Origin of the sequence: Sporosarcina sp. BI001-red, from assembly GCF_003384035.1 — a bacterium.
GTDB lineage: Bacteria > Bacillota > Bacilli > Bacillales_A > Planococcaceae > Sporosarcina.
Genome location: NZ_QQAK01000007.1, coordinates 1 through 14,783 on the forward strand (window position 1 = coordinate 1; position 14,783 = coordinate 14,783).

12 protein-coding genes and 1 tRNA gene are annotated in these 14,783 nt (G+C 44.9%); 1 reads left to right on the plus strand and 12 read right to left on the minus strand.

Features of this window, described 5'->3' with window-relative positions; genetic code table 11:
• Positions 1-361: 361 nt before the first annotated feature.
• The 12 genes from lysS to DVB69_RS01640 form a co-directional block, all read right to left on the minus strand.
• Complete coding sequence (gene lysS, locus DVB69_RS01585) at positions 362-1,852, minus strand: lysine--tRNA ligase (RefSeq protein WP_116015913.1); 1,491 nt, start codon at positions 1,850-1,852, stop codon at positions 362-364.
• Positions 1,853-2,043: 191 nt separating this feature from the next.
• Positions 2,044-2,535, minus strand: a complete 492-nt coding sequence (gene folK / locus DVB69_RS01590; RefSeq protein ID WP_199562786.1) for a 2-amino-4-hydroxy-6-hydroxymethyldihydropteridine diphosphokinase — start codon at positions 2,533-2,535, stop codon at positions 2,044-2,046.
• On the minus strand, positions 2,532-2,900 hold the full coding sequence (gene folB, locus DVB69_RS01595) for a dihydroneopterin aldolase (protein WP_116015917.1): 369 nt from the start codon (positions 2,898-2,900) through the stop codon (positions 2,532-2,534). Before folB ends, folK begins: the two co-directional genes overlap by 4 nt.
• An 11-nt stretch (positions 2,901-2,911) precedes the next feature.
• Positions 2,912-3,793 (minus strand): dihydropteroate synthase, encoded by an 882-nt coding sequence (gene folP / locus DVB69_RS01600; RefSeq protein ID WP_116015919.1) that lies wholly within the window; start codon positions 3,791-3,793, stop codon positions 2,912-2,914.
• 102 nt (positions 3,794-3,895) lie between these two features.
• Positions 3,896-4,822, minus strand: coding sequence for a cysteine synthase A (gene cysK, locus DVB69_RS01605; RefSeq protein ID WP_116015921.1), 927 nt, complete (start codon positions 4,820-4,822; stop codon positions 3,896-3,898).
• Positions 4,823-4,955: 133 nt separating this feature from the next.
• Positions 4,956-5,888 carry a peptidyl-prolyl cis-trans isomerase gene (locus tag DVB69_RS01610; RefSeq protein WP_116015923.1) on the minus strand — a complete coding sequence of 311 codons (933 nt, stop codon included), beginning with the start codon at positions 5,886-5,888 and terminating at the stop codon, positions 4,956-4,958.
• Complete coding sequence (hslO, locus tag DVB69_RS01615) at positions 5,866-6,753, minus strand: Hsp33 family molecular chaperone HslO (RefSeq protein ID WP_116015925.1); 888 nt, start codon at positions 6,751-6,753, stop codon at positions 5,866-5,868. The genes DVB69_RS01610 and hslO overlap by 23 nt, the downstream gene beginning before the upstream one ends.
• A complete protein-coding gene (locus DVB69_RS01620; protein ID WP_116015927.1) occupies positions 6,750-7,532 on the minus strand; it encodes a type III pantothenate kinase in 783 nt (260 codons plus the stop codon). The genes hslO and DVB69_RS01620 overlap by 4 nt, the downstream gene beginning before the upstream one ends.
• A gap of 108 nt (positions 7,533-7,640) precedes the next feature.
• A complete protein-coding gene (ftsH, locus tag DVB69_RS01625) occupies positions 7,641-9,638 on the minus strand; it encodes an ATP-dependent zinc metalloprotease FtsH (RefSeq protein ID WP_116015929.1) in 1,998 nt (665 codons plus the stop codon).
• 129 nt (positions 9,639-9,767) lie between these two features.
• Positions 9,768-10,310 carry a hypoxanthine phosphoribosyltransferase gene (gene hpt, locus DVB69_RS01630; RefSeq protein WP_116015931.1) on the minus strand — a complete coding sequence of 181 codons (543 nt, stop codon included), beginning with the start codon at positions 10,308-10,310 and terminating at the stop codon, positions 9,768-9,770.
• A gap of 52 nt (positions 10,311-10,362) precedes the next feature.
• Positions 10,363-11,766: a tRNA lysidine(34) synthetase TilS gene (gene tilS, locus DVB69_RS01635; protein ID WP_158541006.1), complete on the minus strand. Its 1,404-nt coding sequence runs from the start codon at positions 11,764-11,766 to the stop codon at positions 10,363-10,365.
• A 27-nt stretch (positions 11,767-11,793) separates the two neighbouring features.
• Entirely contained in the window at positions 11,794-14,214 is a 2,421-nt protein-coding gene (locus DVB69_RS01640) for a SpoIIE family protein phosphatase (RefSeq protein ID WP_116015935.1), read from the minus strand.
• A gap of 271 nt (positions 14,215-14,485) precedes the next feature.
• Between DVB69_RS01640 and DVB69_RS01645 the strand changes: the two genes are divergently transcribed.
• Positions 14,486-14,559: transfer RNA gene (locus tag DVB69_RS01645), tRNA-Met, on the plus strand.
• Positions 14,560-14,783 lie beyond the last annotated feature (224 nt).

Genomic DNA, 14,783 nt, shown 5'->3' on the forward strand with positions numbered 1-14,783 from the left:
TTCGTACTGGCATCATTTAAGATGTCTATCAGATCAGTTAAGATCTGTTTGTGTTTGTTCCACCGGCAGAACCGGTTTCCCAAACGATATTTCGTTGACATTTTGCTGTTCAGTTTTCAAGGTTCATAGTGTTTCTGTTTTGTGTTCTTGTTGTTTTGGCAACTTTTATATAATACCATACTGTATAATCCGCGTCAACCACTTTTTTAAAAGTTTGTTTCGCTTAAGTTGTAGTACATAAATACTTATGTCAAAAGCAACGTGTTCAAATATACCACGCGAAGGAATCTAACGCAAGTATTTTACTCCCGAATAAAAAGAAGCGTATCTCGACAAGCGAGATACGCTTCTTCATTTACAGTTAGTCCTTAGAACGCATCTGAGGGAATAGCAATACATCCCGGATGGATTGGGCATTTGTCAACAGCATAACAAGACGGTCAATACCGATACCAAGTCCGCCTGTTGGTGGAAGACCATACTCTAACGCTTCGATGAAGTCATCATCCATTTCATGCGCTTCGTCATTGCCTTGTTCCTTTTCTACGAGCTGAGCTTCGAAACGTTGGCGCTGATCAATCGGGTCATTTAGTTCTGTGAATGCATTAGCATGTTCACGGCGTACTATGAATAACTCAAATCGATCTGTAAAGCGACCGTCTTCTGGGTTTTTCTTCGCAAGTGGTGAAATTTCAACCGGATGCCCATAAACGAATGTTGGTTGAACAAGCTGCTCTTCTACTTTTTGCTCGAAGAATTCATTCAGCACATGTCCTACTTCCATCGTCGGCTGTACATCTATCCCATGCTCCTTAGCAAGTGCATGCGCTTCTTCCTTCGTCATTTCCGTCCAGAAGTCTACGCCTGTATATTCCTTAACCGCATCCGCCATGTGCAGACGTTTCCAGCCAGGAGACACATCAATGATATCTTCTCCGTATTGCACCTTCGTTGTTCCTAACACTTCTTCAGCGATATGAGCAATCATATTCTCTGTTAATGCCATGATGTCGTTATAGTCCGCATACGCTTCATATAACTCAATCATCGTGAACTCTGGATTGTGACGTGTCGAGATCCCTTCGTTTCTGAACACACGACCAATTTCATACACTTTCTCTAATCCCCCGACAATCAGGCGCTTCAAATGCAACTCAATTGCAATTCGCATATACAAAGTCATATCCAATGTATTGTGGTGTGTGATGAATGGGCGGGCAGATGCTCCGCCGGCAATAGAATGCAACATTGGTGTCTCCACTTCCAAGAAGCCTTGTCCATCCAAGTAGCGACGCATCGACTGAATGATACGGCTGCGTAAAATGAATGTCTCTTTGCTACCTTCTGTAGAGATTAGGTCTAAGTAGCGCTGGCGATAACGTTGTTCGATGTCTTGTAGCCCGTGAAACTTCTCAGGAAGCGGGCGCAACGCTTTTGATAAAAACGTAAACTCCGTCACCTTAATAGAGAGTTCTCCGACCTTAGTTTTGAAAACAGTACCTTCGATTCCTACAATATCTCCAAGATCAGCCATCGTAAACAACTTATACGTGTCTTCACCAATGGCATCTTGACGTACATAAATCTGAATCTGGCCACCAAGATCTTGGATATGTGCAAATCCGGCCTTCCCTTTACCGCGCTTCGTCATAATGCGTCCTGCGATTTTTGCCTGATGTGGCGTTTCATCTAATTCCTCTTTAGATAATTCACTATACGCTTCAATTAACTCGTTCGATAAATGAGTTCGCTCAAATCGCGCACCAAATGGATCGCGTCCACCGTTACGAATCTCTTCCATCTTCTGGCGTCTCACCTGAAGTTGGTCATTTAACTCTTCTATATTCGACATCCTGATCACTCCTCTAAATTCTTCGTGCGCTAATCGCCTATTATAGTCTTATTGTACACAATCTTAGCCAGTAAAAAAAGCCACTGGATAAGCAGCTTCATAAATCCACTAAACAACTCTTTAGGACATCGCCTGTTTACGTTCATAATTTATCGGCAGAGGACTCCACCATCGGAGTCAGTGTCACTCAATTATATTTTACCAGGTTGCCACAATTTCACTCCGCCTTCTTGCATTGCGGGTTCTTCACGAAATGGACGTCCGGTAACCGGATCTAAGCATTCCGGCGCTAGTTCCGTTAAGGGGATTAACACGAATGCCCGCTCCCGCATACAAGGATGTGGGACAGAAAGCGTCTCCGACTCGATACTTTCGTTGTTATATAGCAAGATGTCTAGGTCTGCAGTTCTCGGTCCCCAACGAATCGTCCGTACTCTGCCTAACTCATTTTCGATTCGCTGACATTCATTTAATAACTCTAGAGGCGTAAGCTCCGTTCCAACACAAACAACTAGATTCAAAAAGTCCGCTTGATCCGTAACCCCTACAGGTGTCGTCTCATAGATTGACGACGTTTCAACTGATTTTATACCTTCCGTGGCCCCTAGAGAAGTAACCGCCAACTGCAAATACTCTTGTCGATCTCCCATGTTCGTCCCAATGGATATAAACGCTGTATTCATGATAACTGACCTCGTTCAATTTCCACCGACACAGACGAATAGTGGCCAGGTATCGGTGGATCCGGTTTCACAACCAGCACTCGAACCCCCAATACTTGTGTCTTGTAATCTCCAAGCAGTTTACTGGCAATCCGCTCAGCAACTGCTTCAATGAGCTTAACCGGATCCCCTTCCACAATAGACTGAACAACGGAATAAGCTTCCGCGTAGTTCACTGTTTTGGATAAATCATCATTCGTTCCGGCCTCAGACAAATCGACAGCCATGGAGACAGACACTGTAAACCGCTGTCCAAGAACCGTTTCTTCAGAAAGTGCCCCATGATAGCCATAAAACTGCATTTCGTTCAAATGTATAAAGTCCATTAGTAGTCCCCCTAAATCGTAAGTTTTTGTTTACCTGTCAGCACATCCATCATGCGCACCATTCGTGCAATCGCCTTCACGTCATGGACACGTACAATATGACAACCATGTTCAACACCATAGCAAACCGTTGCCCCCGTCCCTTCCATTCGTTCATCAACAGGCAGGTCAAGTACTTTCCCAATCAATGACTTCCTCGAAGTTCCGAGCAGCACGGGATAGCCAAGTGCCGAAAGCCCGTCCAGACTTCGCATGGCTTCTATGTTCTCTGACAAGTCTTTCGCAAACCCAATGCCCGGATCCAGCCAAATATTACGTGCTTCTATCCCTGCACTACGGGCAATCGCAATACTTTCTTCAATATCCGCCAGGAATTCATCCTCAAAATTCCCGTTGTAGATGGCTTGTTCTCTATTATGCATTAATATGATTGGAGCACCGTACTGTTTTGCAACGTCTGCAATCCTCGGCTCGCGCTTCGCACCCCATACATCATTAATAATATGAGCACCCGCTTTCATCGCTTCTTCCGCGACTAGCGCTTTATATGTATCAATCGAAATCACACAATCCAACTCTTTTGAGAGCACTTCTATCATCGGTATCGTACGTTCCAGTTCTTCCTCTAACGAAACAGGTGTATGTCCAGGCCGTGTAGACTCCCCCCCAATATCGATGATTTTTGCACCGTCTTTCAACATCTCTGTCGCACGGCGAAGCGCTGCGTCCGTTTGGCTATACTGTCCACCATCCGAAAAAGAATCCGGCGTTACATTCAATATCCCCATAACGACCGTTTCTTTAGAGAAGTCGAGTTCAGTTCCGCCAAGCCGATAAGGAGCTTTTGCGTAATCTAATTCCACTGCATACACATTCCCTTCCTTGCCATTCATCCTCAAACAGCTTTTTGTATCAGTTTACCGGTTACTCTCTCATTTTCCTACTGGAACGATATAAAAAAAGAGGAAGCATTTGCGCTCCCTCTCGCTTCTTCGTTACTCTTCTTCAAATTGGTAGAGTGGTGTACTCAAGTAACGCTCGCCATTCGAAGCCAATATCGCAACGACGGTTTTTCCTTTTCCTAGCTCCCTCGCGGCTTTCAGTGCTGCAAACACTGCTGCTCCAGATGAAACCCCGCCTAGAATACCTTCTTCCTTCGCCATCTTGCGTGCGTACTCATAGGATTCATCATTCGTCACTAGTGTAATTTCATCATAGATACCAGTATCAAGCACTTCCGGAATAAACCCTGCGCCAATTCCTTGGATTTTGTGTGGTCCAGGCTTCCCTCCCGAAAGTACAGGTGAGTCTGTCGGTTCAACGGCGATAATTTTCACATCAGGGAACCGTTCTTTTAATACGCTTCCGACACCGGTAATCGTACCGCCAGTACCTACTGCCGACACGAATGCATCTACTCGGTCGAGTGCATCAGCAATTTCAGGACCGGTTGTGAGGCGATGCACTTCCGGATTTGCTTCATTGTTAAATTGCTGCGGAAGTAACCATCCGTTTTCTTCAGATAACTGCTCCGCTTTTGAGATAGCACCTTTCATTCCTTCAGCTCCAGGCGTTAAAATGAGATCGGCCCCGTATGCACGCAATAAGTTCCTACGTTCAAGACTCATTGTATCCGGCATTACAAGGACCGCTTTATAACCTTTAGCTGCTGCAATCATTGCAAGCCCGATCCCTGTATTCCCACTCGTTGGTTCAATCAAGGTACCCCCTTCTTGCAGCTCGCCTGACTTTTCAGCCGCTTGAATCATCGCTAATGCAATACGGTCTTTCACGCTGGAGCCCGGGTTGAAGTATTCCAGTTTCAAATAGACATCCGCGTCATTCGGGCCTACAAGACGATTCAATTTCACCAAAGGCGTTTGACCGACTAAATCTGCAACAGAGTTTCCTACTTTCTTCATTTCCAACACTCCAATCCCTAGTTAATAGGTAGGTTTTATAATGTATTCAGTTTACAAGAGAAATGTGCCATCTGTCAAACTATACAAACCTGATGTAAGGCGTCAAAAAAGCTTCGCTGCATGAGCGAAGCTTTTACTTTCCATAAAACCAGTGTGCATCGAATTCTTTCCAGAATGTTTCCGGTGTAACTGCTTGGGAGAGTTGCTGCAGAGCCAGTTCACTACGTATATGTTCGTTAACCTCTTTTAGTTTAAATGAACGACCTTTCAAAACATCGCCCACTTCAACAATCGCATACGTTCCATCTGCAAGTTTAAATACATCACTTACGCCATCTTTTTTCAGCTTTTCTGCTGCACTTAAAATAGCTGGGTCAATTTCTTCCGCGCGACTGCTTATATACCCAATATCGCCACCAATAGAAGCGGAGGATGGCTCGATTGAACGTTCTTTCGCGAGAACGTCAAAACTCGATCCACCTTTCCATTCTTTGAGCGCTTGCTTTGCTTCCGATTCCGTGGACGCCACTAGCAAAGAAGTACGATACGTCGTTGGAATTTCGAACTGATCCTCATTCTCTTTGTAATAAGCTTTCACCGCTTTGTCTTCGATTACAATATCTTTCGTCAACACACGGTTTAAAATGAGTTCAGAACGTACCTTCCTGCGCATTTGGTCTGCATCCAGTCCCGTATACGCTTTGCCGTCAAGGGAAGATAGTAATGCTAATTCACGGTCGATGTCTTCATCGGAGACGTCAATTTTGTACTCCGTCGCAGCTGTTTCCATGACTCTATCATTCACCAAATCGAGCAACACTTCACGGCCGACCTTTTTTTCCATTGCCGTCATCCATTCCTCACGTGTAATCGGTTTTCCAGCAACTGATGCCACTTCTTCACCTGCTTGGAAGGGACTATCCGCTTTGTCCGGAATAAGCCAGCCAATGAACCACAATAGATTACCTACCGCCAAGATTACAATCAGAAGAACGAGAGGTTTCGTTTTTAATCGACGCTTGGAGGACTCGTCCGCTCCCCGATTACGATCCAGACCGGATTTCATCGACAAAGTCCTTTAACTCTTCTTTTGAATAGATGTACTTCTCCAAGCAGAAATGACATTCCGCCTCGGCCTGTCCATCCTCGTTCATCATTGTAGTGATTTCTTCTTCCCCTAAACTCTTTATCGCAGTCCCAAAACGTTCTTTTGAGCAATTACAATAAAAGCTGACATCCATCTGGTCGACGACACGGACATTTTCCTTCCCAAGAACCTCTTCCAAGATTTCTTCTGGCGTCAGTCCACGATCAATCATTTTAGAGATTGGTTCCATCTGACTGATGCGCTGCTCTAATTCCGTAATTGTTTCATCCGTAGCACCCGGCATCACTTGGAGGATGAATCCCCCTGAAGCTTTTACTGTGTTATCTGGGTTAACAAGGACCCCTAGCGCAACTGCAGAAGGCACTTGTTCCGAAACAACAAAGTACTGCGTGAAGTCTTCCGCAACCTCCCCAGAAACGATGGGAGTTTGTCCAGTAAACATATCCCGCAATCCAAGGTCCTTCACAACAGTAAGCATCCCTTCTGTCCCTACAGCGCGACGCACATCCAATTTCCCTTGAGCATTCAAGTCAAAGTGCGTTTGTGGATTATGCGCGTATCCACGAATATGCCCTTTTGCATCGGCATCTGTGACGATTACACCAAGAGGACCGTTTCCATCCACTTTCACCGTCAACTTGTCTTCGCCTTTCATCATCGCGCCCATCATCACTGTCGCAGTCATAGTACGACCAATCGCAGCAGTTGCAGTCGGCCATGAATAGTGGCGACGTTGCATTTCCCCCACTGCTTCCGTTGTTCTGGAAGCGTATGCACGAATTGTTCCGTCAAACGCTAGAGCCTTTATAAGATAATCATTCATTTGCCATTCTCTCCTTGTTGGTTACGTTCATAGATCAGTTTTAATCCCTTTAGCGTGAGATAGTCATCCACAACATCGATAACGTCGGTCTCTTTGCCAATTAAAGGAGCGAGACCTCCTGTTGCGATAACAGTAGGGACTTTCTTGCTTTCTGCTTTCATCCGAGCCACAAGCCCCTCGACTTGTCCGACATACCCGTATAGGATACCTGACTGCATCGCAGATACTGTGTTCTTCCCAACGACGTGTTCTGGACGCGTCAGTTCCACGCGCGGCAATTTAGAAGCACGGTCAAACAGCGCTTCCATCGATATGTTGATACCCGGAGCAATTGCACCGCCCATGTATTCTGCATGTTCGTTCACGTAACAGTATGTAGTCGCTGTACCGAAATCTACGATTATGAGCGGACTGCCATATTCATGAATTGCAGCTACTGCATTGACGATCCGATCGGCACCGACTTCACGTGGGTTTTCATATTTAATATTGAGTCCCGTTTTCACCCCAGGACCAACGATGACCGGCTCCTGATTGAAGTACTTTTTGCACATCTGTTCAAGAGGGAACATCACAGGTGGTACAACCGAAGAAATAATAATGCCAGTAATATCCGTAAACTCGAGTCCTACGTGTGTAAATAGCGCCTTCACTTGCATTGCATATTCGTCTTCTGTTTTTTGTCGGTAGGTTTCCATCCGCCAATGGTGCTTCAACTTTGTGCCTTCATAGACACCGAGCACAATATTCGTATTACCTGTATCTAAAACTAAGAGCATGACTGATTCCTCACTAACCTCAATAGTCTTTTTTCCCTCACATCATACCACATATCATTTCAAAAAAAACAGCTGACTGTCTTTTGACGGACAGTCAGCTGGTTATGATTAATCTCTTCGTTTTTCGTCAATCGAGTCAAGTGGCTCGTTTGTTCCTTCGTTACTTGGCAAATCACCAACAGAAGGATCTGTAGGCGCTCCCGTAACATCCGGATTCGCATCACTTTCAGCACCCTCGCCAACTTCTTTACGCTCATAAGGGCGGTCCGGAAGCGTACCGTGGTCTTTTAGGTGATTGATTTGTTCTGCATCGAGCGTTTCTACTTCTAGAAGCGTCTTCGCAATCAAATCGAGCAAGCTACGGTTTTCAGTAAGAATCCGTTTAGTACGCTCATATTCACCTTTAATGATAGCCTGCATTTCTTGATCGATTTCATAAGCGATTGAATCTGAATAGTTCTGTTCAGAATTGAAGTCACGTCCAAGGAAGACGTTTCCGCCTTGCGCTTGACCAAACTGCATCGGTCCGAGTTTATCACTCATCCCATATTCCGTCACCATGGATCGCGCGATACCAGTTGCCCGTTGGAAGTCATTATGGGCACCTGTAGACGCTTCGCCAAGGACGATTTCTTCAGATACACGTCCACCAAGAAGTCCAGCAATTTTGTCTAGGAGTTCAGGCTTCGTCATGAAGTAACGATCTTCCTTAGGGAGCATGACAGCATAACCACCTGCTTGCCCACGAGGTACGATTGTAACTTTATGAACAATCTCAGCATCGTCAAGTATTAAACCGACGACCACGTGACCCGCTTCGTGGTTCGCAACAATCTTGCGTTCTTTCTCGGAAATGACACGACTTGTTTTTGCAGTACCTGCGATAACACGGTCTGTCGCTTCGTCGATGTCGGACATATCAATTACTGTTTTGTTGCGTCTTGCAGCAACTAGTGCCGATTCGTTCAGCAAGTTCTCAAGGTCTGCACCCGAGAAACCTGGAGTACGTTGAGCAAGTGCTTTCAAGTTAACCGTTTCGTCAAGAGGCTTATTGCGAGCGTGTACTTTAAGTACTGCTTCACGGCCTTTAACATCCGGACGACCTACTGTGATTTGACGGTCAAATCGACCTGGACGTAATAACGCTGGGTCCAGAATATCCGGGCGGTTCGTTGCTGCTACGATGATGATACCTTCGTTTTCACCAAAGCCATCCATCTCAACAAGCAACTGGTTCAATGTTTGTTCACGTTCGTCGTGTCCGCCACCAAGGCCTGCGCCACGTTGACGTCCAACTGCATCGATCTCATCGATAAAGATAATACATGGTGCGTTTTTCTTCGCATTCTCGAACAAGTCACGAACACGCGAAGCACCGACACCGACAAACATCTCAACGAAGTCAGAACCTGAAATCGAGAAGAATGGAACGCCTGCTTCACCCGCAACTGCACGAGCCAGCAATGTTTTACCTGTACCTGGAGGTCCTACTAAGAGGATACCTTTAGGGATACGTGCACCAACGGCAGCGAATTTACGAGGATCCTTCAGGAAGTCGACCACTTCGACCAGTTCCTGCTTCTCTTCATCCGCACCTGCTACATCTGTAAAGCGAACTTTCTTGCGGTCATCGGTATGTAATTTCGCTTTGCTTTTCCCGAAATTCATAACCTTTCCGCCACCACCGCCACCTTGAGCTTGGTTCAACAAGAAGAAGAACAAGATGATGATAATGATAAATGGCACTAGGCCGGTAAAGAATGAAACCCATGCGCTTGTTTCTGGAGCTGGTAAAATTTCTACTTTCGCGTTCTTTGCAAGTGCAAGATCACGAATATCGCTCATTGTCATCTCATCATTCATCGGAACATTTGTAGTGAAAGTTTCACCGTCTTTTGCTTTTTTCATCTGTCCTGTTACTTCTAAAACTAGTTGGACAGGCTGAATTTTGACAGATTCTACTTTCCCTTGTTCTAATGCTGTGAGTAGTTCGTCGTAACGGATCTTTTCCATCTTAGGGTTTGGATTGTTCAGCGAACTGAAGATTCCCATGATCGCTAGAAAAATCAGCCCATATAATAGAAAGTATCGAAATATTCGATTCATCCCAAGCCTCCTCATTTCTTCAACAGAAAACTATTGACAATCTTATCACATATGCAATTTGAATCACAAAGAAAATGCCTTAAGAAAAAAGTCTTATACTGCTCATTCCCCTAAGGGTTCATATTGCATTTATGTTGTGTAAATTTCCTTCTTCAAGACACCGATATATGGAAGGTTGCGGTATTTTTCTGCGTAGTCAAGTCCGTAACCGACAACAAATGCATCCGGCACTTCAAAACCTACCATATCCGCTTTTAAATCCACTTTACGACCTGTTGGCTTGTCAAGAAGAGTTACAATCTTAATCGACTTCGCTTTACGGTACTTAAATAGTTCTACGAGATATTTAAGCGTCTTTCCGCTGTCGATAATATCTTCTACTATCAAAATGTCGCGACCTTCAACACTTGTGTTCAAGTCTTTGATAATTTTTACTTCACCTGAAGAAACTGTTGCATTCCCATAGCTAGAAACATCCATGAAATCGAGTTCTATGTATGCATCGAACCGTTTAATAAGGTCGCTCATGAATGGCAAAGCGCCTTTAAGCACACCAATTGCAAGTGGATACTTGTCTTGGTATTCCTCTGTCAACTGCTTCCCGAGCTCTGCTACTTTTTCTTGTAACTGTTCTTCAGAAATCAGGACTTCTTGAATATCTTTTTCCAACATGAAAAAATTCCTCCTAAAATGTGTAAGGCTGAACAACAAACAGCAGTTGCCGTTATTTTGGCCAGACCATCATCAATATGTACGCCTGTTCAGCAGACGGTTTTTTGGTAAATGATTCGCTGTAACGTACGCCAGGAATGGCACAGATATCTCCCTGCTCAGATACTATGATAGGAAGACTGTCCCGTACCGATTGTTTTACTTTCTCATCAATCAGCAAGCGACTTAACCGTTTGGAATGCTCCATTCCATGCAATCGTATTCGGTCTCCAGGTCGTCTCGATCGAATGACAGAAGGAAACGCTCCTTTTACCGATTGAAAATAACGCCAGTCGGTAACATCGTCTAGCTCAGATGCTTCAACAGCGGAGGACTTGCACCAACGCAACTTCAATTGACCCCATTGAACCCATTCGTTTGGCGGAAATGGGACGATTCCGTTCACCAGCTCTTCTTCGTTTCGTACAAACGTTGAAATCCCATAGTTCCTTTGCAGCGACCACCTATCTGGAAGGCTAATTGACGCGCTGCCGGTGTCCGTAGACAATTGGCGAATGAGCTGATCTAATAAGTCAGCATTGTAAATTGCAGGTATAGTTTCCCCATTGTAAAGATACTTTAATAGTAGAGGAACTACCCTCTTTTGTAAAGCCGTGTGCATAGACCGGAACTCAGCTGAATGGATAACGGGTATCCCCTTTTCCGTAAAGGTTAATAGACGTTCCAGATGTTCTTTTGCCAGACTCTCCAGAAACGCATTCTCTTCTTGAAGCGCCGCCGCCATACGTACGGAATTCTCAGCTGCCGTCGGGTTTTCATCTAACAAAACAGGGACAATATGATTTCGGTATCGGTTTCGGGTATAATCGTCTTTTTTATTGCTCGGATCTTCTCTAAACGGAAGCTTATGCAATTCAGCATACTCATATAAGTCTGTTTTTATAAGCGACAGAAACGGTCGGACAAGCTGACCCTCACCGAACCTTCGAGAAACAGGCATTCCTTGGGATCTTTGACCTTTTGCTAGCTGCATTAAAATTGTTTCCAACTGGTCTTCGGCGTGATGGGCAACAGCAAGTACAGTAAACTTCTCGCTTTGCATGGTTTCTTCAAATAAAGAGTAGCGACCCGTGCGACAGACTTCTTGAAGATTTCCACCATGTGCTTCTAATAACTCTGGTACACGTAAGGTTGTTCCGTAAAATGGAACAAAGAGACGTTCGCACAGTTTCTGAACAACCTTGCCATCTGTTGCAGATTCCTCTCCTCGAAGACAATGATCGACATGTATGGCTCCTATTTCAATTTCCAACCGGTTACGTTGCTCGCTTAAATAGTGTAGCAACGCGACCGAGTCAACTCCTCCTGAGCACGCAACGAGGACTCGGTCACCTTTACGCAACAAACGTTCCTGGCGGATGAAGGCCGGAACCTTTTTGAATAGATTATCCTTCACCTGAACCACCTCCGCCATTTTCTATCTTCATCCTACCACTTTTTGGCGAAAAAGTGAGGGTGTACGAACTTTTACACTCGACCATCTCGGTACAATATGATCAATTTTCATCACAAGAACTGTTCGGTCATCCGCCGTAGTTTTATATTTACGTTCCATCTCCCCCATAATCCGATCTGCCAGCGCATCACACTCTAGCTCAGCATGGACCTGAAGCATCTGCCATAACGACTTCTCTTGCTGCTCCAGTGGCACATCTCCATTAAAGATTCCATCAGTCATCATGACAATGATGTCTCCCGACTTCAATTCTTCGTTCTTAGCTTCTACTGTAAAGGATGGTAGAAAACCGAACGGAACAGCTTTACTGTCTACACGTAAAAACTCCTCACCCCGCTTAATGTAAGTACTCATAGAGCCTGCTTTCCACGACCACAGTCTTCCGTCCTGTAAATCGACAAGTGCTAAATCTAGCGTCGCATACATATCATCCAAACCGTTCAATGCCATCATATAATGCAGCGTATGCATCGCTGTCTCAGGTCCCATTTTACGATCCAAACATTCCCGCATCAACCGAATGACTTTCTGGCTTTCATAGTAGGCATTCATGTCTTGTCCCATCCCATCCGATAGTAAAACGGCAGTCAAGCCATCATGGATCGGGAACACTTCATACGCATCTCCCGCGTAAAACGAGCCGCCTCCTGCCGTTGCCATGACACCGTACTGCATGGAAAAACGGACTGCTGATGTAAAGGTTAACTGCAAGTGGGTAAATGGTTGCTCTCTCATCAGTGCTTTTTCCACTTGGAACGGTTCTTGGTACATCTCTTCAAGTATCGGGAGAATGAGCCTTTCCGCTACAGTTGTATCTGTTTCAAAAGATGAGCGTCTTTCCGGAATGGAACACACGATACGCATGGCTCCTTTTTCTTCCGACAAGATGTCAATTTGGAAGAAGTCAATCCCCTGAGCACGCAAGTTCTTCCCAAGTTCCTCTTCAGATGGACGATAAATCGTTACGTCTTCTTTGATTTCATTCATCATATTCTCTAAATGCGTGCTCATATCGCGCAACTGTAATGCAAGCATTTTTCGCCCATGTTGCAATTGCCCCATCAGCAAGCGATCCGCTCCGCGCTCTTCCAATTCTTCCAGCAATCCAGTATGGCGCACACATTTATATCGGATTTTCTCTTCCACACGATGACGGGCTGCTTTTTTAGTAGCAGAGTACGTTGACTCCCATTCCGACAGTAAATTCGACATGCTGTCATCTTGAGATGCCCAACATTTAGAATATCGGAAACAAGATCTACACGCACTTGGCGTTTCTTGTACCTGTTCCAGTGGACCTGACTCTTGAGCTGGGAACTGATCGTTCACCATTGTCGACATAAAGGAAGCAAATTGCTGGAAGTCTGTGAGTTGTTCATCCAACCTACGCGCTAACCATTGCTGCCGTTTTTCAGATAAATCCTGATGCTCCGGAACAAGCACCTCCCGGACAGAAGCGAGTCGTTTCGACGGGATCAGTAGAAATAGCAGTGTTGCGGCACCTATTGTCGCAAAATGTGTTTCATCAAGAGGTAACGTCAAATCATATAATAGGAAAAAGACAGATGCAAATAGTCCTCCCGTCGCAACACCTAGCTTCCCGAATCCTTTCATAGACCCAGCTGCAAATCCAGTCATTCCGTAAACAGTCATCATGCCCGTAAACGATAGTTCTGCCATCCCCGTAATGGCTGCAATGAGCATGGCGATTGTCGTGGAGAATAACACACCTCCCGTAAGAGCTGCAATTAGAATCGCTGTATAGAGTAATAATCCTGGAACCGAAATGTAACCGATAATCAGACTGCTCATTCCCGTTGTGGCCATGGCGGCGACGATGCAAGCAGCCCCTAGTTGTTCAGCCCGCCATGGCGTATACAGTAACTTATCCACCTGTGGAAACGCGAGAAATAAAAATACGGTCATGAGCAATGCGAGGATTGCCTCGAAACCTATCGCGAGCTGCACATTGAGTGGTGGTTGTCCCGCATACATAATGAGTTGCCAAAACACTTGCGTGGAAATCACAGTCCCTGCAACAGTAAGTGGTACTGATTTTCGTGTGAATGGATGTCGAATGACCAAGTTGAATAATAGCATTTGCAATATAAAAATAATCGATTGTCCCAAACCAACGAACAAACTTCCACTGATTCCTCCAATGAAGACCGGTAACATGTATTTCGGATAGCGCATTGCGGCTAATGCCCAAACAGGTAAGAAAAAAGGTACCGCTGAGTCGAACAAAACGGCTTGTGATAAAAAGAATGATCCAATCGTGAATAGAAACGTCGTCAGCAAGTGCACTTTCCGTTGTAAGATTGACCCTACTACACCTTGAACTTGTTGCCCCAGTGATCTCTGTGTATTGCTACTGATCATCTTCATTTCTCATTCCCCCTATGACCTATTGCCGTTAGTATACAGGCTAGTTATCTAATAATTTGTCTGTTCCTGACACCTGGTACTAAAAACATTTCGACGGTTTCCGGGGATGTTTTCTTTCGCGTGAATAAGTGCATGGGTAGTGGCAATTTAAGCTTGATGTAAAAAGGATATATGAATCGGCATATTAAAATGTCATTAAACCGTTGACATATCAGCTCATAATCTATATGATGAATAAGGTCGTGAACATCATGTTGACGAATCTTAAGTCGGCGGCGTAGCTCAGCTGGCTAGAGCGTACGGTTCATACCCGTGAGGTCGGGGGTTCGATCCCCTCTGCCGCCATTTAAAAACGTTTTGGAAAGGACTTGTCCACTTGGACAAGTCCTTTTTTGTGTTTAACGGCTAATGTGCTTATAAACTCTCCACAATGCTCATAAATCGGTGAAGTCCATATAATTGTGTAAATAGGAAAAGGCCTTTCCATTCCTGTGATAAAATGTTTTCAGCGACGATAACATTGGAGGAATGGAAAATGGCCCAACTTAATTTTACCTTAGACATGGATA